20 protein-coding genes are annotated in these 19,518 nt (G+C 64.2%); 11 read left to right on the forward strand and 9 right to left on the reverse strand.

Features of this window, described 5'->3' with window-relative positions; translation table 11 throughout:
• The first annotated feature begins 107 nt into the window (after positions 1–107).
• Positions 108–953, forward strand: a complete 846-nt coding sequence (locus D8W71_RS08865; protein WP_121112751.1) for an SDR family oxidoreductase — start codon at positions 108–110, stop codon at positions 951–953.
• A 35-nt stretch (positions 954–988) separates the two neighbouring features.
• Here D8W71_RS08865 and D8W71_RS08870 read toward each other — a convergent pair whose 3' ends face one another.
• A complete protein-coding gene (locus D8W71_RS08870; RefSeq protein ID WP_236077801.1) occupies positions 989–2,356 on the reverse strand; it encodes an FUSC family protein in 1,368 nt (455 codons plus the stop codon).
• A 74-nt stretch (positions 2,357–2,430) separates the two neighbouring features.
• Here D8W71_RS08870 and D8W71_RS08875 point away from each other — a divergent pair, with 74 nt between their 5' ends.
• Positions 2,431–2,931 (forward strand): MarR family winged helix-turn-helix transcriptional regulator, encoded by a 501-nt coding sequence (locus D8W71_RS08875; RefSeq protein ID WP_121112753.1) that lies wholly within the window; start codon positions 2,431–2,433, stop codon positions 2,929–2,931.
• A gap of 65 nt (positions 2,932–2,996) precedes the next feature.
• Here the strand turns inward: D8W71_RS08875 and D8W71_RS08880 are convergent, their stop codons facing one another.
• Positions 2,997–3,632: a lipocalin family protein gene (locus D8W71_RS08880; RefSeq protein WP_121112755.1), complete on the reverse strand. Its 636-nt coding sequence runs from the start codon at positions 3,630–3,632 to the stop codon at positions 2,997–2,999.
• Complete coding sequence (locus tag D8W71_RS08885) at positions 3,629–5,683, reverse strand: MMPL family transporter (protein ID WP_236077919.1); 2,055 nt, start codon at positions 5,681–5,683, stop codon at positions 3,629–3,631. The genes D8W71_RS08880 and D8W71_RS08885 overlap by 4 nt, the downstream gene beginning before the upstream one ends.
• 99 nt (positions 5,684–5,782) lie before the next feature.
• Between D8W71_RS08885 and D8W71_RS08890 the strand changes: the two genes are divergently transcribed.
• Both D8W71_RS08890 and D8W71_RS08895 read left to right on the forward strand, forming a co-directional pair.
• A complete protein-coding gene (locus D8W71_RS08890) occupies positions 5,783–6,259 on the forward strand; it encodes a MarR family winged helix-turn-helix transcriptional regulator (protein ID WP_121112757.1) in 477 nt (158 codons plus the stop codon).
• Positions 6,260–6,300: 41 nt separating this feature from the next.
• A complete protein-coding gene (locus D8W71_RS08895; RefSeq protein WP_121112759.1) occupies positions 6,301–7,296 on the forward strand; it encodes an iron-containing redox enzyme family protein in 996 nt (331 codons plus the stop codon).
• On the opposite strand, the gene D8W71_RS08900 is transcribed toward D8W71_RS08895, so the two are convergent.
• Entirely contained in the window at positions 7,293–7,430 is a 138-nt protein-coding gene (locus D8W71_RS08900) for a CDGSH iron-sulfur domain-containing protein (RefSeq protein ID WP_121118870.1), read from the reverse strand. The two genes, D8W71_RS08895 and D8W71_RS08900, sit on opposite strands and share 4 nt — an antisense overlap.
• Positions 7,431–7,663: 233 nt before the next feature.
• Here D8W71_RS08900 and D8W71_RS08905 point away from each other — a divergent pair, with 233 nt between their 5' ends.
• Positions 7,664–8,077, forward strand: a complete 414-nt coding sequence (locus D8W71_RS08905; RefSeq protein WP_121112761.1) for an STAS domain-containing protein — start codon at positions 7,664–7,666, stop codon at positions 8,075–8,077.
• 6 nt (positions 8,078–8,083) lie between these two features.
• Here D8W71_RS08905 and D8W71_RS08910 read toward each other — a convergent pair whose 3' ends face one another.
• From D8W71_RS08910 to D8W71_RS08925, 4 genes are all read right to left on the reverse strand, one after another.
• Positions 8,084–9,670 carry a phytoene desaturase family protein gene (locus D8W71_RS08910; RefSeq protein ID WP_121112763.1) on the reverse strand — a complete coding sequence of 529 codons (1,587 nt, stop codon included), beginning with the start codon at positions 9,668–9,670 and terminating at the stop codon, positions 8,084–8,086.
• Positions 9,671–9,799: 129 nt separating this feature from the next.
• On the reverse strand, positions 9,800–10,177 hold the full coding sequence (locus D8W71_RS08915; RefSeq protein ID WP_121112765.1) for a universal stress protein: 378 nt from the start codon (positions 10,175–10,177) through the stop codon (positions 9,800–9,802).
• A gap of 35 nt (positions 10,178–10,212) precedes the next feature.
• Positions 10,213–11,589 carry a CitMHS family transporter gene (locus tag D8W71_RS08920; RefSeq protein WP_121112767.1) on the reverse strand — a complete coding sequence of 459 codons (1,377 nt, stop codon included), beginning with the start codon at positions 11,587–11,589 and terminating at the stop codon, positions 10,213–10,215.
• Between the two features lie 39 nt (positions 11,590–11,628).
• Positions 11,629–12,615 (reverse strand): Bug family tripartite tricarboxylate transporter substrate binding protein, encoded by a 987-nt coding sequence (locus tag D8W71_RS08925; RefSeq protein WP_236077802.1) that lies wholly within the window; start codon positions 12,613–12,615, stop codon positions 11,629–11,631.
• A 119-nt stretch (positions 12,616–12,734) separates the two neighbouring features.
• On the opposite strand from D8W71_RS08925, the gene D8W71_RS08930 reads away from it, so the two are divergent.
• From D8W71_RS08930 to D8W71_RS08940, 3 genes are read left to right on the forward strand one after another with little or no spacing between them, the layout of a single operon-like run.
• Positions 12,735–14,288 (forward strand): sensor histidine kinase, encoded by a 1,554-nt coding sequence (locus tag D8W71_RS08930; protein WP_121112769.1) that lies wholly within the window; start codon positions 12,735–12,737, stop codon positions 14,286–14,288.
• On the forward strand, positions 14,285–14,947 hold the full coding sequence (locus D8W71_RS08935) for a response regulator (RefSeq protein ID WP_201265300.1): 663 nt from the start codon (positions 14,285–14,287) through the stop codon (positions 14,945–14,947). Before D8W71_RS08930 ends, D8W71_RS08935 begins: the two co-directional genes overlap by 4 nt.
• 6 nt (positions 14,948–14,953) lie before the next feature.
• Positions 14,954–15,325 carry a VOC family protein gene (locus D8W71_RS08940; protein ID WP_201265301.1) on the forward strand — a complete coding sequence of 124 codons (372 nt, stop codon included), beginning with the start codon at positions 14,954–14,956 and terminating at the stop codon, positions 15,323–15,325.
• Between the two features lie 28 nt (positions 15,326–15,353).
• Here the strand turns inward: D8W71_RS08940 and D8W71_RS08945 are convergent, their stop codons facing one another.
• Positions 15,354–15,719 (reverse strand): winged helix-turn-helix transcriptional regulator, encoded by a 366-nt coding sequence (locus D8W71_RS08945; RefSeq protein WP_236077803.1) that lies wholly within the window; start codon positions 15,717–15,719, stop codon positions 15,354–15,356.
• A 62-nt stretch (positions 15,720–15,781) separates the two neighbouring features.
• Between D8W71_RS08945 and D8W71_RS08950 the strand changes: the two genes are divergently transcribed.
• The 3 genes from D8W71_RS08950 (at position 15,782) to D8W71_RS08960 (ending at position 19,475) form a co-directional block, all read left to right on the forward strand.
• Positions 15,782–16,534 carry an SDR family oxidoreductase gene (locus D8W71_RS08950; RefSeq protein ID WP_121112773.1) on the forward strand — a complete coding sequence of 251 codons (753 nt, stop codon included), beginning with the start codon at positions 15,782–15,784 and terminating at the stop codon, positions 16,532–16,534.
• A gap of 20 nt (positions 16,535–16,554) precedes the next feature.
• Complete coding sequence (locus D8W71_RS08955) at positions 16,555–16,923, forward strand: nuclear transport factor 2 family protein (protein ID WP_236077804.1); 369 nt, start codon at positions 16,555–16,557, stop codon at positions 16,921–16,923.
• A 197-nt stretch (positions 16,924–17,120) separates the two neighbouring features.
• A complete protein-coding gene (locus D8W71_RS08960) occupies positions 17,121–19,475 on the forward strand; it encodes an HNH endonuclease signature motif containing protein (RefSeq protein WP_236077805.1) in 2,355 nt (784 codons plus the stop codon).
• Positions 19,476–19,518 lie beyond the last annotated feature (43 nt).

Here is a 19,518-nt window from a genome sequence, read left to right on the forward strand (position 1 = left end):
TGTTAGCGCACGCATCTTGGGAAGTACTTGTGCTTGGTGTTGCACTAGCGAAAAAGTAAGTGCATAGTGGTTCGCGTACTCGAACCGACAATCTTCAGGAGACTCACGTGAGCACAGCAGTGACAGGCGCAACCGGGCAGCTCGGAAACCTCGTCGTCGACGGTTTGATTGCACGCGGCGTTCCAGCAGGGGACATCGTCGCGATCGTGCGGGACGCGGCCAAGGCGGCCGGCTTGTCCGACCGCGGCATCGACGTGCGCGTCGCGAACTACGCGGATACCGATGCGCTGAAGGCGGCGCTGTCGGGCGTCGACAAGCTTCTGCTGGTCTCCGGATCGGACATCGGTCAGCGAATTGCGCAGCACACTAATGTGATCGAGGCTGCCGAGTCCGCAGGAGTCTCGTTCATCGCCTACACCTCCATTCTGAAGGCGGACACCTCGGGCGTCACCCTCGCCGTCGAGCATCTTGCAACAGAGAAGAGGCTCGCCGCGTCGTCGATCCCGTCGGCGCTGCTGCGCAATGGTTGGTACTGGGAGAACTACCAGGGTTCGCTGCAGCAGACCATCGATGGTGGCGTTCTTCTCGGTTCCGCCGGCGAGGGCAAGCTTGCTGCCGCATCGCGCGCCGACTACGCGGCCGCTGCGGTCGAGGTCCTCGTCACCGATGGTCACGAGGGGAAGATCTACGAACTCGGCGGCGACGAGCGGCTCACTTACGCCGATCTCGCTGCGGTGATTGCGCAGATTTCCGGCAAGCCCGTCGTCTACAAGGACGTTCCGCAGTCCGACTACCAGGCGATCCTCGAAGGCGCAGGTCTGCCGGGCTTCGTCGCGGACATGCTGTCGAGCGCCGACGCAGGCATCGCGCGCGGTGAACTCGACACCGATTCGGGCGATCTGCAGAAGCTCATCGGCCGCAGCTCCACCCCGGTGGCGTCGATCCTGGGCTGATCCTGAGTTGATTCGCGGGGGAGCGCTGGGGCTCGTCAGCTCAAATGCTGACGATCCCCGGCCTCGATGGTAATTGCCGCAATGACGATGCCGATCAGTACGCCGATGAGTGTGTCGCCGATGCGGCTGACGGCGACGGCTGGGGACAGGTGGCTGGCGAGGCCGGTCAGCATCAGGGCCATCGGGGTGATGACGAACGAGGTGAGCCCGTAGTTCTTGAGCACGAGAAGCTCTGCGGCCACCTGCATGACGACGATGACAACGATGGTCTGCCAATATCCGAGCGAGAGCGCGATGAGACCGGCTCCGACGATTGCGCCACCGACGTTGCCGAGTAGACGCTGAATGCCGCGCTCGACCGTCGTGCGAAATGCGATGCCCTGCATTGCGGCTAGTGCACCCATCGCGGCCCACAACGGATGCGAGAAGCCGAAGGCTGTTGCGCACCAGGCTGCGAGCGCGGCGGCTGCAGTGATTCGGAATGCGTTGATGACCAGGGACCGGTCGGTGAGGCGTCCGAGGCCGTCGGCGAAGAAGCTGCGGGGGCGCGTCGTAAGCTCGGCCGCTCGAACCGGGAGATCGCATCGGCGCATCTTCCGTAGAGCGCGTTCATGGGCGAGTACGGCGGCGGCATGGCCGGGATCCTCGCCGCGAGCCCGGGCATCGAGCAGGGCCTCGGCGTCGTCGAGGAGCGTGACCAGTCCGAGGCTGTGGTCCCGGCGCCGAGCGTGGTTGTTCAGCGAGACGACGGTCCGAGCGCGGGCTATCGCAGCGCGGGCCAGGGGTTCGGACCGGGAGTCGACAGCGGCCAGCGCGCGTGCGACCGCGAGCTGGCCAGGCCCGACGGGGTGGAGAAGCGCAGGTAGCATGGCCGCGACCCAGCCGATCGCGGTACCGACCGACACGGCCGCAAATACCGTCCCTACGGCTGCGGCGTCGTGACTGAAACCGACGGCCGCCGTCGCAGCGAATACCAGAATGACCGGGCCGGGTCCGTTGATGGTGAACGCAGCCAGAATCAACGCCGCGATGCCCGCTGCTATCGAGAGCGCTGCGACTTGAACGCCGGTGGAACTCACCGCGGCGCCGATTACCGCCCCGAGCACTGCAAAGCCGATGATGAGCGCACCGATCATGGCGATCTTCCCTGCTCGGCGAGGGTATGGCTCGTAGCGTCCGAATGCCGAGCACAAGGCGCCGAGCGCGGCGAAGCCTGCAAGATCGGGGCGTCCGAGGATACCCCCGCCTACGAGAACGATCGTGACTGCGAGACCGACCCGGAGGGCAGGGGCGACGGACGCATCGGATTGCCCGATCGAGAATGCTCGACGCCACGTGCGTGCCGACAGTGCGTGGGCGAAGGCGGATCGCGAGTGTTCGAGTCGATCGAGAGAAGTAGCCACCAACGGAACTTTACAGGTATTTCACTAGTAAATAGATTGTGAAGTACTGTGATTCTCGTCGTAGGGTGGGCAGCATGACAGCGGCACAGCGATCGGGTGGAGACTTCGTCGACCACGTTCGACGCGAATGGACGGCAACATTCCCCGAAGTCGATCTGTCACCCATGGAGATTCTGGCGCGCATCAACAGAATCGCCTCGAAAACGAACCACCTACTCGACGCCGCGTTGTCCCCAGTGGGGGTGTCGCGTGCCGAGTTCGACGTGCTCAGTGCGTTGCGACGGGCGGGCCGCGCGCTGCGGGCCAGCGAGGTCACCTCCGTGACCCTGATGAGTGGGGCGTCGACGACGAAAATCACCGAGCGTCTCGTCAGGGAGGGGTTGGTCGAACGCCTCCGCTTCGAACGCGATGCTCGGGTGGTGCTGCTTCAACTGACCGACTCCGGAACCGAGCTGGTCAACAGAGTGTTTCCCACTAGGCTCGAAAAAGACCGGGAACTGCTGACCGGACTCGACGCCCAGGAACTCGACACCTTGGCGGCTCTGTTGCGCAAGGTGGCGCTGAACGTGGGGTAGCGGATCCGCCAGTGGCGTGGTTGAGTGCCCTCCGGGGCACCTAACCACACCACTGGGTGGGAGGGCTAGACCGTCGAGAGCGAGCGGATATCCGTAGCCCCGCCCGGCGTGGGCGAGGTCAGGATGAACGTGGAGTTGTACCCCTTCGACTCGACGACCGAGCGGATCTCACGGAACTTCTCCTGGCTCACCTCGGGCGACCTGGACAGGATGAAGCCCGAGGTCCGCAGCGGATCTCCGACGAGCGCCCAGGAGTAGTCGTCGGCGATGTAGGCGACGATGTAGTTGGTCGGCCCTTCCGGGTTCTCCTGAGTCGGTACACCCGGGAAGCTCACGTGCAGTTGAGCATTGGTGACCGTGTCGTTGACGCGAGCATTGCCGACGATACGGTTCTGCTCACCGGTCCACGTGGTGCAGGTGTTCTCGACGCGGATGTTCGCCGGATCGATGAGCTGGTAGTTGGCCTGCGTGTCGCGCGCGCACTCGAGGTTGAACGGCTGCGGCACTGCGGCAATTTGATTCCACGTTCCGAGGTATCGCTCGACGTCGAGAGACGGGACCGGGGTCAGCGGAACGAAACCCGCGGACCCGGACTCGGCCGGTGCGGCCTGAGCTGTGCTGCCCGCAAGGACGAGTCCTGTTGCGCAGGCTCCTGCGATCACCGCACGTGCAGCCAGGGAACGTACCTTCATGACACTCACTCCTTCACGTCCACCAGTTCGGTACTGCTGGAATCGAATCTGTTCGGCCACCATATCCCCGGGCCGACAAGGGTAAACATTGCTGGAATGACCAGAGTGCGCACGACGAACGTGTCGAGCAGGATGCCGAATCCCACGATGATTCCGAGCTGAGTCAGCGTGATCAGCGGAAGCACGCCCAACACGCAGAACACCGCGGCCAGCACGATGCCTGCACTGGTGATGACACCGCCTGTCGCGCCGACGGCTCGGACGATGGCCGCACGAGTCCCGTGGCCCGGCACTTCCTCGCGGGTGCGGGTGACGAGGAAGATCGTGTAGTCGACACCGAGTGCGACGAGGAACAGGAATGCGTACAGCGGAACGTTGTCGTCGAGTGCTGGGAACCCGAAGATGCTGCTGCTGAACAGGCTTCCCACTCCGAGGGCGGCGAGTGCGCTGAGCACCGTCGTCCCGACGAGGATCAACGGCGCGACCAGTGACCTGAGCAACGCGATCAGCACTATCAGCACCACGATCAAGATCGCAGGTACGACGACGAGACGATCGCGTGCGGCGGCATCACTCGTGTCGAGTGCCTGCGCGTCGCTGCCACCCACGAGCGCGTTCGGTACGTCGGCGAATCCGGCGCGCAGCGACTCCACGGCGGCGAATGCCTCGTCCGACGCCGGAGCTGCATCGGTGACGACGGACCACTGCGTCAGTCCGGTATTCGAGTCGGCGCCGCGGGTGAACGAGTCGACGGATTCGTTCGACGCGAGAACGGACTCGACCCGATCGGCCGACTCGGTCGGTGCGACGACGGTGGTGGGGTCGGCAAGACCCGCCGGAAAGTGCTCTGCCAGAGTGTCGAAACCTTCGACGGACTCGGCTGTGACCCGGAACTGCTCAGTTTGCGACAGGCCGATGCCGGTGCCGAACAGTGCTGCAGCGCAGGCGATCAATGCAACAAGTGTGACCGATGCCGTGCGAAGGGGATGCCTGGCCACCGCTGCGGCAACCGAATGCCACACGCCCGTCGTCGCGGTGTCCTTGTCGCCGGCCTTCGGTACGAAGGGCCAGAACAACTTCGGTCCGAACAGTGCGAGCAACGGCGGTAGCACAACGAGAACGAACACCGCGGCCACGACGAGTCCTGCCGCGGCCAGTGCCCCGAGTGAGCGAGTGCTGGGAAGGATGGCGAGCAGCAACGTCAGAAGAGCAAGTACGACGGTGGCATTGCTGGCGAGGATGGCGGGTCCGGCGTGGCGGACGGCATGTGCGAGGGCATCCCTGTGATCGGCGTGGGAGCGGAGTTCTTCCCGATACCGCGAGATCAGCAGCAGGGCGTAGTTGGTGCCGGCGCCGAAGACGAGGACGCTGGTGATTCCCGAGGTCGACCCGTCGAAGGACAGACCCGTCAGTTCGGCAAGTGCGGTGCCGACCGAGGTGGCGACGCGATCGCCGAGACCGATGACGATCAGCGGGACGAGCCACAGGATCGGCGATCGGTAGGTCACGATCAGGAGAATCGCGACGACGAGCGCTGTGACGGCGAGCAAGGTGACGTTGGCGCCGGAAAAGGAGTTCGCGATGTCGGCCCCGAAAGCCGGACCGCCGGTGAGCTGGGCGGTCAATCCGTCCGGTAGGCCGTCAACAGCCGCGGCTCGCAGTGACGTGACGGTGTCGTCGAGCGAGAAGCCGGACAACGAGGAGTCGACTTGGACGATTCCGAGGACGGCTTTGCCGTCCGGGGCGGGCACGAGGGGTGTGGCTGCGTCGGACAGGCGTCCAAGCGCCTGCTGGGCGGCGCCCAAGTCCGGCGGGCTCAGCTCGGATCCATCGTCCCGGCTCACGACCAGGATCACCGGAGCGGTATCCGAGCCAGGGAATTGATCGAGAAGCTCGGTTACCTGCGCAGAGTCGGCGGCAGGCGGAACCGAGGAGGGAGCTTGGCCTGCCGAGTCGTTCTCTCCGACGAGCGCCATGAAGCCGAACGAAAGAATGATCACTGCAAGCGAGAGCGCCCACGAGCGACGCGAGCTGACAATTCGGGCGAATCGGGTCCACATGTCCACCTCCAAACAATCTCATCTACTTAACAATTAAGCAACTGAGAGATCCGTGACGCGTGGGCGGGATAGTCTGGCTCGAACGCCGAACCGAGAGGAATGTCAGTGCCGGACCGCAGTGAACTGGAGTCGATGATCTCATCGGACATTCGCGCGCTCTCGGCCGTTTCCGAAGAGATCGGCCGAGCGTTCGGAGCGCAACACGAACTGCGACCCAACGATTTTCGGGCTCTGCTCCTGATCATGGTTGCGGATGTCGAAGGTACCCCGCTGACCGCAGGAGAACTGGGTAACCGTCTCGGTCTTTCCTCCGCCGCGATGACCTACCTAGTGGAGCGGATGATCGAGTCGGGGCACATCAGGCGCGAAAAGGTCGCGAGTGATCGGCGCAAGGTCATCCTGCGCTACGACGCCCACGGCATGGAGGTCGCGCGCGGTTTCTTCGGGCCGCTGGGGGCGCGAACGTCGTCGGCGTTGTCCGACGTACCGGACTCCGATCTCGCCGCGGCGCATCGGGTGTTCGGTGTGCTCATCGACGCGATGCGCGAACACCACGACGAGTTGCACGCAGGCTGAAGACGAGTTTCGTGCGGCGACGCCCGGGGTAACCGCGTTTCATGACTTCCACAGCCCCCGTTGCCGAATCGCTCGACTCGGGACAGCCGGGGAAGCTTCCCCGCCCACGAGGCGTGCTGTCGAAGGCCGTGATCGAGGCATTGAAGCGAGACCCGTCGGAACCGACCTCGTTTCCCGCTGTGCCGGAGGGTGTCGACGCTCTCGGCGGTGATGTTCAACTAGCGCTGTACGTCTGCTATGAGTTGCATTACCGAGGCTTTCTCGGTGTGGACGACGAGTGGGAGTGGAACACCGACCTCTTGGCTTTGCGCGCACAGTTGGAGCGTCAATTCCTCTCCTGCATCAGGAGTTCGGTCGAAGCGGGGTCCGACGCCGAAGCAGACATGGACGAGATGTCCGTGGAACCGCGGAGTGGGACCGGTCCGTCCTGGTACCTACGCGATCGCGGCACCTGGGAGCAGATGCGGGAATACCTCGCAAACCGTTCGCTCTACCACCTGAAGGAAGCCGACCCGCACGCCTGGGCGATACCGCGGCTGACCGGTAACACCAAGGCGTCGTTCGTCGCCGTAGAGTTCGACGAATACGGCGCAGGCCGCGCAGACCGCATGCATCAGAGGCTGTACGTCGAGGCGATGCACGCGGCCGGTATGGACACCGACTACCTCGCGTACATCGATGACGCACTTCCTGAAATGCTGGCGATCGTCAACCTCATGTCGCTGTTCGGTCTGCATCGCTCCCTGCGAGGAGCGGTGGTAGGGCACTTCGCGGCAACCGAGATCACATCGTCGCCGGGCGCTGCGCGGCTGGTCACGGCGTTGAGCAGGCTGGATGCACCCCCCGAGTGCGTACATTTCTACGCCGAGCACGTCGAGGCCGACGCCGTCCACGAGCAGATACTGCGTCACGACGTCGTCGGGTCGCTCATCTCCGAGCATCCCGAGCTCGAAACGGACGTCGTGTTCGGTATGCGGGCGCTGACCCTTGTCGAGAACCGGTTCGCCGACGCGCTGATGGACCGCTGGACCGCTTAGCGCCGCGTGCGGTGGCTGGTGTCGCACAGCGGAAATGTCTTGCTGCGCTTGCACATACACAGCGCCACGACACCGCGATCCGATTCGACGACGGTGCCGTCGGGCATCTCGATCTCGACAGGACCGTCGACCATCAGAGGCCCGTTCTTCACGATGCGCACATGTGTCACGCATCGCGGATGCCCCGGCAGTGGTCACGTGAAACGCAGGTATACGCGGCGGTAAGTTTCGCGTACTGTTGGTCGTGGTTGAGCTAACAGCCATTGTCGGAGGATTCTCCGCGGTGGGTGTCGCTCGGCGATTCCACGTACTGAAGGTAAGTACTCACGTGCGGTTTCCTCCCTAGTCGATCGACGATGGGATGGCTATGACCATTACTCCACACAATCTCAACGACGAAGGCTCGACCAAGTCGCAGGCTGCGAACCACAGTTCGGTTTCCGTGGCCGAGACCGGCGCAATCTTCTCCGCGACACCGGCCGGTACGAACACCGTCGTGGTCAAGGTCCATGGCGACGTCGATATGCGTAGCGCGCCGATTCTGGCCGACTACGTATGCGGCAGGGTGTCGACCGGCGTACGAGTGGTCTTCGATTTGTCCGTCGTCGGGTTCTTCGGAATCGCTGGCCTGACGGTGTTCACCGCGCTGGATCAGGCCGTCGAGGCCTCGGATGCCAGCTGGTGCTTGGTCGAAGGCCGCGCGGTTCATCGATTGCTCGAGGCCGCCACGGTGGCGACGACTGTCGAGCGATTCGAGACAGTCGAGCTCGCACTTCTGTAAAAGCCGCTAACGGGTGACCAGTTCCAGAAGGGAACTGGTCACCTTTTTTCGTACCGCGCCGAGAATTCCTTGCTGTCTCAACGCCGCCCGCGCCGCATTCATACCGGCGGCGCCGTGCACCCCGCCACCTGGGTGCGCCGACGAGCTTCCCAGAAACAAGCCCTCGACGCAGGTTTCGGGCCGGCCGAGTCCGGGGGTCGGTCTGAAGATCAGCTGCTGGTGCAACTGGGCCGTTCCGCCGTTGACGGCACCTCCGTACAGATTCGAATTGGCCCCGGACAGGTCGGAGGGGCGTTGAACGACACGTCCGACGATCGACGACGCGAATCCGGGTGCGTGTTCTTCCAACACTTCGTCGACACGCTCGGCGACGGTGTCCGCCGACGCGTCGTCGATTACGCCGCGTGGCAGATGTGTGTAGGCCCAGGCGCTTTCGGTGCCACTCGGCGATCGGGTCGGGTCGGCCGTGGTCATCTGTCCGAACAACATGAACGGACGCTTCGGCAGAACCCCGGTGGCCAGATCCGTCGTCCATCGCAGTAGTCCGTCCTCGTCGGCTCCGAGATGGACGGTTCCCGCCGAAGACAGGCTCTTCGAACGCCACGGAATCGGGGAGTCGAGCGCGTAGTTCACCTTGACCACGGGGGTGTCCCACTCGAACTTCTCGAGGTCAGTTCTCAGCCGGGGAGGGAGCGAGTCCTGGGGGAGTAGGCGCTGGTACAGGGCGGGAGCGGACACGTCGGCGATGATCGCCCGCCGGGCACGCACGATGTCGCCCGACGCGGTGTGCACCGCTCGCGCTCGCCCGTCGACGACCTCGATGCGGGTGACTTCGCTCTCGCACCTGACTTCGGCGCGTCCGGCGCGGCGAACCAGCGCGTCCGTCAGTGCGCCAGCACCGCCTTCGGGAACCGGGTAACCGACGTCTTGCGCCGCCATGGTCAGCAGGTACCCCATCGCGCCGCTGACCGCAGCTTCGAGAGGGGCATCGCCGTGCATCGCGTTGCCGAGAAGAAGGCACCGGGCTGCGGAACTGTGAAACGTTTCGGCGGCCATGACGCGGGCTGGCAGCGCCATGAACCGTGCGAACCGCAACGTCTCCGCTGTGCCGAGGGTCCTCGCGAGCGAGGCAGCCGCGCGTACCGGCGGAAAGGGGCCGAAGAAGACGTCGAGCAGCGGTTTCTTGATCTGCAGGTATTGCTCGAACAACGCCGACCAGGCGTCGCCGTCGCGTCGATCGTACGAAGACAGCGCGTCGGCGGTGGCATCTACAGAAGCGTGTACGACGGGTGCGTCCTCGTCGCCGGATGATCGTGCGTGGCCGTACGCGGCAGGAGAACGACGCCACCGAAGTCCGTGTTGCTCGAGTTCCAAGGCAGTCATGGCCGGAGATGTCGCGCCGAGCGGATAGAACGCACTGAAGAGATCGCTTGTGTAACCGGGGATCAGCTCGGCGCTTCTGACGGCGCCTCCAGGCTCGTGGCCCGCCTCGAGCACCACCACGTCCCACCCTGCATCCGCGAGCGCGGCCGCGGCGACGAGGCCGTTGTGGCCTGCGCCGATAACGACGGCGTCGGCTGTGCTGGTGGTCATGACGGCACCGATCTCGAGTCCTTCGATTTTCAGATGAAGCGGGGCGTGTATGCCGAAGTCATCTTTGCTGGCTTCGGCTGGGTGCCCACGTGCCGGGGTCGCGAAACCCCGGCACCACTGAAATCCTCGCTATCGGGACTTGACGAGCAGAATCTCGACGGGGATCTCCAAGAGCAGTCTCTGGACGGTCTGGCCCATCAAGAACTTGCCTACAGCGCTGCGGTGACGCGAACCGACGACGACCAACTCGGCGTCGACCTTGTCCACCAGGGTGAGCAGTGTGCTGGTCGCATCCGGATCGGGCACACCGGCCTCGACGCGTGCGTCCGGGGCGACGGCGTGGACGGCTGTCTCGACGGCCGAGAGTTCCTGGGCCTGGGCGTTGGGTGATCCCGAAAGAGCGTGGATCACAACGAGGTCGGTGTTCCGGCTCCGCGATTCGCGCACCCCCGCCTGTAGGGCGGCTCGGCCTTCGTCGGACTGATTGTGGACTACTGCTACGGACATCTCAGGTGCCTTTCGGTGCGTATGTCATTTCAAGGTCAGCCGAACGGAATCTGCCCGAGGGCGACACCGACGACAAGCATGGAGAGCGAGACGACGGCTGCGCGCCAGAGCACCTTCTTGTGGTGGTCGGCGAGCGAGACGCCGGCGAGAGTGACGAGCAGCAGGATCGCGGGTACCAAGGGGCTCTGCAGGTGGAACGCCTGGCCGGTGATCGAGGCACGTGCCATCTCCACCGGTTCGATGCCGTACTGTGCGGCGGTCTCGCTGAGCACCGGGAGGATGCCGAAGTAGAACGCGTCGTTGGTCATGAAGAAGGTGAACGGGAGGGACAGAATACCGGTGATGACGGCCAGGTACGGGCCCATGCCGGACGGAATGACGTTGAGCAGCCATTCGGCCATGGCTTCGACCATGCCGGTGCCCTGGAAGACGCCGGTGAGGATGGCGGCAGCGAGGACCATGGCAACCACGGACACGATCGACGACGAGTGCCGAGCGATGGCTTCGCCCTGCTCCTTCACCTTCGGGAAGTTGACGGCGAGCGCGATCGACGCGGCGATCATGAACAGCACCGGGATCGGGAGAATGTCGATGACGAGTACGACGAGCAGGACCACGGTCAGGATTGCGTTGAACCACAGAAGCTTCGGGCGAAGGGTGTCGCGGTTCGGGTCGAGTCCGTCGATGAACTGGCCTGCGCCGCCGTCACCTGCAGAGCCGCTCGGAGGCGGCGTCGTGCCATTTCCACCGATTCCGCCGGATGCAGCTGCCCGCACCATTTCTGGTTCGTAGACCAGCTTTCCGATGCGGCGACGTTCCATGATGCCGAGGTGAACGGAGAACGCCAGCACGATGATCAGGCCCACGATCAACGACGGCACCATCGGAACGAACACCTCGGACGGTGAGATGCCGAGCGCTGATGCTGCGCGGACGGTGGGGCCGCCCCACGGGATGATGTTCATCGTGCCGTTGGCCAAGCCGGCGACAACCGTCAGAATGACCGGGCTGACACCGAGTTTCAGGTACAGCGGGAGCATCGCGGAGGTGACGATGATGAACGTCGTCGAACCGTCACCGTCGAGCGAGACGACCATTGCCAGTACCGCCGTGCCGACCACGAGCTTCATCGGATCGTTCTTGACGAGTTTGAGGATGCCCTTCACCAGAGGATCGAACAGTCCGACGTCGATCATGATGCCGAAGAAGATGATCGCGAAGAACAGCAACGCTGCGGTGGGTGCCAGCGATTTGATGCCGTCGGTGATCATGTCTCCGATCCCGAGGCCGGCGCCTGCCATCAGGCCGAACGCGACGGGTACCAACGTCAGCGCAACCACGGGGGTGGCGCGCTTCGTCAGAATCAGATACATGAAGACCGCAACCATGAGGAAGCCAAGTATCACGAGCATGGGTGTACTCCTTCTAGAGCAGGTGTGGTGCTTGAAGAGTCAGCTGTGGTCCGAGACGGGCAATGTCTCGTGTACGAATGCTGCTTGACCGCTGAGGAATCGAGTGAAATCGGAGCCGGTCAGCAGGGCTGCCCGCCAACCGTTTCTGGTGAGGATGTCCTGCCACTCGGGTGAGGCGTCGAGTGTCTCGATCCGGTCGATCCACTTCTCCGTCTGTTCTTGTGTCAGACCGGGAGGTGCGAGAAGACCGCGCCAATTTGCGAAGACGACGTCGACGCCTGCTTCGCGAGCCGTGGGCGCATCCACGACGGGGATTCGTTCGGCGGTGCTGATCGCAAGTGCGCGAACGGTTCCCGCTGCAATCTGATCGAGGTACTCGCTCACACCGGTGGTGGCGACGTCGACATCGCCGGTGAGCAAAGCCGGTAGGAGCTGCCCGCCGCCTTCGAACTGACGGTACGTCGATGCCGAGGCGTCGACGCCGATTGCTCGGGCGAGCAGGATGCGGAAGAGTCCGTCCGGCCCGCCCTCCGCCGACCCGCCGGCGAAGTTCAACTCGGATGGATCGGCTCGCCAGGCGTCGACCAGGTCGGTCATCGTCTGGATCGGTGAGCTCGACGGAACCAGAACGACTTCCGGCTCTTCGAGAATTTTGGCAATCGGGGTCGTGTCGGCGATGGAACGATCCGATTCCGTGGTTTCGAGAGCACCGATGAGGCCGAGTCCCATGACCATCGCGAGATCGGGATCGCCGCTCTCGAGGGCCAGCCGTCCGAGACCGACGACGCCGCCCGATCCGGGCAGGACGACGACGTCGTAGTCGGTGCCGTCGGTGTCCAACGCCTGAGCGAGGTTCCTGGCTGTCAGGTCGTAACCGCCACCGGCGTCGGAGGGGACGACGAAACGCACGCGATCGTTGCTCGACGAACCCGAGAAGACCGCAGGTTCGGTGCCGCACCCTCCTGCGAGAACCGCGACTGCGACGCACAGGGCGCTCGTCGCAGATCGGAGTCTCGTAGTGGGCATGAGAGGAGTCAACAACACTTTGTGATTGCGGTCACCCTTGCGGCCACAGTTTCTTTTGTGTTCATTGTGCTCACGCCGATCTCGGTTCGGGTTGGGAGGGCGCGACGTAGGGTCTTTTGGTGCGAAGAACCACGCTGGCCGCTCAGCTGCTCCGGCTGCAGCTGCTGATCGTCGTGGTCGTGCTCGTCGCAATCGGGGGGTTGTCGCTCGCTCAATCGTCCGCGGCGTTCCAGCGTGACGCTGGTAGGCGCGCCCAATCCGCTGCCGAAACGCTTGCGGCCAACCCCGTCGTACGGCAGTTGTTGCCGCTCGCGCAGCCGCGGATCCGGACCGGCCTGCAGAGCGCGGTCGAATCGGTGCGTGCCGTCTCGGGCTTGGATTACGCGCAGTTGGCGGGTGTCGACGGGGTTGTGGTGTTGTCCACAGTGCCCGAGCAGGTCGGCAGTGTGGTTCCTTCTACTTCCGGGTCGTCGTCGTGGGTGGGGCTGACCGACACCTCGTTCGGAAAAGCGGTCGAGGCACTGGTTCCGGTGATCGACGATTCGGGAACACTCGTCGGGACTGCCGTCGTGGGTGATCGTTATCCGTCGGCGCTCGATCGGTTCCTGCAGTCCGCGCCGAACCTGATCGTCTATCTAGCGGTGGCCTCGGTGTTGGGCGGAGCCGGATCGGTTCTACTAGCGCGCCGGGTCAAGCGCCAGACTCTGGGAATGGAGGCCAGCGAGATACTCGACCTGGTCGGCCAGCGGGAGGCGATGCTGCGCGGCCTGAAGGAAGGGGTCATCGCGCTCGACCCACATGGGCGCGTGTTGCTGATGAGTGAAAGTGCGCACGAGTTGCTGCACATCGATTACGGAAGCAAGGGCCGCACCGTCGACGAGTTGGGCCTGACGGATCGGTTGCGAGATGTGCTGCTCGGTACCGAGACCACTCCCGACGAGATAGTCCTGGTCGGCGACCGAATTCTGGTGCTGAACACCGTTCCGGTCGTCTCCGACGGGAAGGCGGTCGGAACCGTCACCACGTTCCGTGACCGCACCGAACTGACCGACATCGAGGAAGAGCTGGGCGTGACCAAGACCGGTTCGACCGCGCTGCGCGAACACATCCACGAGTTCGACAATCAGCTCCACACCATTTCGGGCCTCGTTCAACTGCACGAGTACGACGAGGTGGTCCGCTACGTCGACGGGCTTACGGCCAGGCGTGAGGACGCGACATCCGCGGTCACGGACTCCGTCGGCGACGTCGGGGTGGCTGCGCTGCTGATCGCGAAAATCGGTGCAGCGGCGCACCGTTCGGTGACCGTGGAGATCGTCGACGGTTCCTCCTTGGGGCACCACGGTGGGGCGTTGTCGCGTGATCTCTGCACGGTACTGGGCAATCTGGTCGACAATGCGGTGACGGCATGCGAAAGCAGGGTTCGCATCTCGTTACGTGAGGGTGAAGAAGGCGTCGTTGTAGAGGTACTCGACGACGGACCTGGTGTGCCGCCGTCCGATGTACCCCGGATATTCGAGCAAGGGTGGAGCACCAGAGGATCGGCCACCACGGGCAATGGGTTCGGCCTGGCTCTCGTTCGGTTGGCGTGCCGGCGGCGAGGCGGGGACGTGTCGGTCGGGTCCGAAGGCGGGTGGACGGTGTTTCGTGCGGTGATGAAGGAGCAGCAGTGATACGGGTTCTCGTCGTGGACGACGACTTCATGGTGGCGAAGGTGCATGCCGGATTCGTCGGCAAGACGGACGGTTTCGAAGTGTGCGGAGTCGCGCACACCCCGGAGTCGGCGGTGGGCGCGGTGTCCTCGTTGCGGCCGGATCTCGTGCTGCTCGATGTCCATTTGCCGGGCGTGAGCGGACTCGACCTCATCGGCCGATTCCGTGAGGAGGTGCCTGACCTGGACGTTCTGGTCATCACGAGCGAGCGTGAAGTCGCTTCGGTGCAGAAGGCTCTTCGAAGCGGGGTGGTGCACTACCTGATCAAACCGTTCAAATTCGCTGTGCTGCATGATCGTTTGGTTCAGTACCGCACCACCCGGCAGTCGTTGGGTGCGGTCGACGAGGCGGAGCAAGCTGCGGTCGACAAGGCGTTCGGCATCGCCGGCACCAGCGCGGATCTGCCGAAGGGGTTGAGTCGAGTCACCCTCGAGTTGGTCGAGGACCGGTTGAAAGGCGTCGAGCAACCAGTATCGGCGTCGGAATTATCTGAGCTGTCCGGTATTTCGCGTTCCAGTGCCCGCCGGTATCTCGAATACCTTGCAAGTATCGGCACGGTCGACGTGTCGCTGGACTACGGGAATGTCGGGCGGCCCGAGCGACTGTACAGAAGGCGGTAGATCACCGTGCCCACAGTCGCGCGTCTGTTCGCCGTCACCGTCGATTGCCCGGATCCTTTGTCGCTTGCGAACTTCTACCGGGAGTTTCTCGGCGGTGAGCTGCGCTCGTCGAACCCGGATTTCGTTGTCCTGACCACCGACGGCTCCGTACGCCTGGACTTCCAGCGCGTCGACAACCACCGTCCGCCGGAGTGGCCCGACAGCGGCGCACCACGACGATTGCATCTCGACTTCGTTGTAGGTGATCTCGAACAGGTGGCGCAGTTGCTCGTGGGACTGGGCGCCACCCGCGCCTCCCATCAGCCGGGCAGTGGGCGGTTCCTGGTGATGCTCGACCCGGCCGGGCATCCGCTGTGTTTGTCGACCGAGTGCAACTGAGCGGCGGAGTTTTGAGGTAGTGGCGTCGTCAGCTTCCGGCGCCGGGCGGGAAATGCTCGAACCGCCCGCCGGACGCCCAGGTCTGCGACCACTCCCACAGAGGCTCCAGCGCCTGGCAGAGCCGGATCCCCGCGTAGGTCAACTCGTAAGTACGTGAGGGATTCTTCTCGATGACGCCCGCTTCCTGCAGCAGTCGTAGACGCTCCGACAGCATGCTGGACGAGCAATTGTCCATGCGTCGTCTGAGTTCCAAGAACCCCATCTGGCCGGGTTCGAGTTCCCAGAGGATGCGGAGACTCCACCTCTGACCGAGGAGATCCATGGCCGCGTGGGCTGCCGCGGTGTGTTGCGAATCGCCCCCGCGGGGTGAGGATGGCTCGCTTGCGCTTCTCATTCAGAAGCACGATAGTAGCTTCTGAAATAGAAGCGTTTGGGTGGTTGCGAAAGGGCGATGTGATGGATGTGGAGCGGAGTTCGCGAGTATCGCTGGTTACGGGGGCGTCCAGAGGGATCGGCGCTGAGGTGGCCCGTCGTCTCGCAGCGCAGGGCGATGTCGTTGTAGTCAATTACCGCGAGAAACGAGTTCGGGCGGAACACGTCGTTGCGGACATAGAACGAGCCGGCGGCCGCGCTGTCTCCGCCGGAGCCGACCTGGCCGATGGATCGAGCGTGGCGGCGATGATCGATGACATCAAGCGCAGGTTCGGCCGCCTCGACGTCGTTGTGTTGAACGCATCCGGCGGGTTGGAGCGGGATGCAGATCCCGACTACGCGATGCGGCTCAATCGCGATGCTCAGATCGAACTCGTCGAATCGGCTCTCCCGATAATGGGGCCCGGCAGTCGCATCGTGTTCGTCACCAGCCATCAGGCTCACTTTGTCGGTGAAAAGCCTGTGCCCGGTGAATACGAACCCATCGCCCGCAGTAAACGCGCAGGCGAAGATGCGCTCCGAGAGATGATTCCGCAGCTCCGAGCATGCGGGGTCGATCTCACCGTGGTGTCAGGAGACATGATCGATGGGACGATAATCGTCCGTTTGCTCGATCGACGAAATCCCGACGCCGTATCGGCCCGTCGGCAGCACGGTGCGCTGCCGACGATCGAGGACTTCGCAGCGACTGTGGTCGAGGCATCCACTGCCACTCTCGAATCCGGTCATACCTTCTACGTCGGCGGCTCCGACTACCTGCTGTCGGGTCGTTCGTAGACTGGCGGGATGAGCGACGCATGCGACCTCGGCATGATTGCGGCTGCATCGGCGGTCGAACGGGAACTTCAAACCCCGCCTGCCGCCGAGATAAACTTCGCCTCGAGTCTTTGCTGGCCTTCGACTTCGTCGAAGTGGGGTCCTCGGGCGCTGTGTACGACAGGAAGTCCATCCTTGCACTCCTCGAACGTGAAGCAGGGGAGGGGGACTCGACTCCCGAGATCGAAATCCATGAATTGACTGGACGGATAGTAGGTCCGGAGCTGGTTATGCTTCAATGGAGTTCGCATCGAGGAGGGGTCTCTGCGCGGCGGACCTCGCTGTGGCGCCTTGCGAGCGTTGGTTGGCAGATCGTGCATCATCAGGGCACGCCGCTCGCTTCGACGTGAGAGCTACCTATTTCGGTAGCTAGGTTGAATGCTTCGACAATCACGGACTTCTCTCGCAAGACGCGTTCGCTTGTCCACGGCCGCGACGTCGTGCCGATGGGAAGTGGACGGATCCGCCCGGGGCCGTATGGAAGTGCCGGGATTCGGCGCGAATACGTTCCGGTTTTGTGTCGGACCCCCGAGTTAGACTCGAACACATGTTCGATTCGGGGGTTTCGGCGGGGACGCGCACTGTGGGTGATGCCGGTGCGCAGGGCGAGGCTGGCGGCACTGTCGGTGCTGCTGGCGGGGCCTGGGCGGCCTGGGGTGACGCTGTGTGGGGTGAGGCGGTGTGGGGTGAGGCCGCGTGGGGTGAGGCCGCGTGGGGTGTGGGTGTGTCGGATGCGGTGGTGGCGGGGTTGTCAGTGGTGGCGGCGAGATGCCGAGTAGTGGAGAACGTGGCTCGGGCGAGGTCGGTGGAGACGGTGTGCGAGATCGCGGAAGTTCGGTTTGCCGATGCCGAGGGCGCCGACGGTGATCCGCTCGAGGTGAAGCGCGGTGTGGTGTGCGAGGTGGCGGCGGCGTTGCGAGTGAGTCAGATGGTGGCGCGGCCGTTGGTGGAGACGGGATTGGGGTTGGATCGGTTGCCGTTGACGGCGGTGCGGTTCGTGTTCGGATCGTTGGATTGGGCGCGGGTGTCGGTGATCGAGACGGTGTTGGGGAAGGCCTCGGATGCGACGATTCGTGCGCTCGAATTCGAAGCGGTCGCGGCGGCGGAACGGATGGGTGCGCGGTCTTTGCGGTTGTTGTTGTGGCGGATGTGGATGGAGTTCGATGCGGCAGAGGCGTCGGCGGCGCGGACCGCGTCGGTGAAGGGCGAGCGGGGCTTGTCGGTGCGGCAGGAGGGCGGTGGGGTGTCGCGGTTGCAGGTGACGATGTCCGATGTGGAGGGTGCGGAGGCAGAGGCGTTGGTCGAGGAGATGGTCGGGTCGGTCTGTTCGCAGGATCCGCGGTCGGCCAAGGAGTTGCGGGTGGATGCGTTGGTGGGGTTGCTACATGGTGAGCACGCGTTGGTGTGCAGGTGCGAGCTCGGTGAGGGGTGCCCTCAGTTCGGCGTGGCGGATTTGTCGGACGGTCGTCGTGGGCAGTTGGTGCAGATATTGATCGATGTGCAGACGTTGTTGGGACTCAACGAGAACCCGGCTGTGTTGGCTGATGGGACTGCGCTGGATGCGGAGGCGGCGCGGATTCTGGCGCAGGATGCGACGTGGCAGGGATTGTTGGTGGAGCTGGCGAGCTCCGATGTCGCGCAGGCAGCGCGGGCAGCGCGGGCACACACAGCAGCGCGGCCGGCAGCTGGGCCGGCGGCTGCGGCAGCCGATGAGACGGCACAGGCATCGGATACGAATGCGGCCGGGATGGATGCGGCAGCCGATGAGACTGCACAGGCATCGGATACGGATACGGCCGGGATGGATGCGGCAGGTTCGTCCGGTGGAGCGGTGCCGGATGGCGCGGTGCCGGGTGGTGCGGGTCTGGACGCAGGAACGGAGGGAGTGGATTCCGGTGGTTCCGCCGGTGCACCGGGTGGCGGTGACAATCCTCAGGGCGAGGGTTCGAACGGTACTGGTTCGGATGGGACAGGCTTGGGTGGGACAGGCGTGGGTGGCCCAGGACTAGGTCTGTGGCGGTTGGTTTTCCGAGGCCGCATACGGCCGGCAGGCGCGGTACCAAATGTCCGCGCACGCCGCAACAGTGACACCCACGACCATCACGGAGCACCACGTACTCCCCGCTTCGGCGGCGGGATCTTCAGTTGCGGATGGGCCGGTCTCGTCGGCGACGGCGTAGCCGGTGCTCGAACAGGTTCTGCACCGTGCGCTGCGGGAACGATCAGCGGCGCCTCCGAAGAATACGCACGCACCCAGCTCATTGCGGCGCTGACCGCGGCGATCGATGCGGATCCGGCGTTGGCCGCCGGGATCTACCCCGACGGACACGGTGGTGGCAGTGAACCACCCGCCGGGGCACTGACCTACCGTCCTTCCTCCGATGTCGCTGCCCAAGTGCGGATGACCTACAGCACCTGCACCCACCCCGGATGCGAGAGACCCTCCACGCGCTGCGAACTCGACCACATCGTGCCCTTCGACCACAAGAATCCGCGCCGCGGTGGGTGGACGATCGCGTCGAACCTGCACCCGGTGTGCAAAGGCCACCACCAACTGAAAACCCGCAAAGCCTGGTCCGTAGCGATGCTGACCGGGGGTGCGATCGTGTGGACCAGCCCTGCCGGAATCCGCGCTATCACGCTGCCGCGCCTCGGGTTACCGACACCGCCGCGTTCACGCAAACGAAAACGAAAGAATGCGATTCCCGACCCCGTCGATATCACCTCACCGACCTGGTGGGAAACCCACATGCCAGCAGGAGCGCAGCCACCGACCCGAACCGACCTCGACACCGCAGAATCGGACACCGCCCGCGCGAAGATGCGCGACATCCGACGAAAATTCAGAGAACACAACAAGATCCGAAAACTCCGCGAACACAACGAACCACCGCCCTACTAGATGCTGGGGAGTCCGTGAGCACGGCCAGCCGGAACCGCATCGT

This window comes from Rhodococcus sp. P1Y (assembly GCF_003641205.1).
Taxonomy (GTDB): Bacteria; Actinomycetota; Actinomycetes; order Mycobacteriales; family Mycobacteriaceae; genus Rhodococcoides.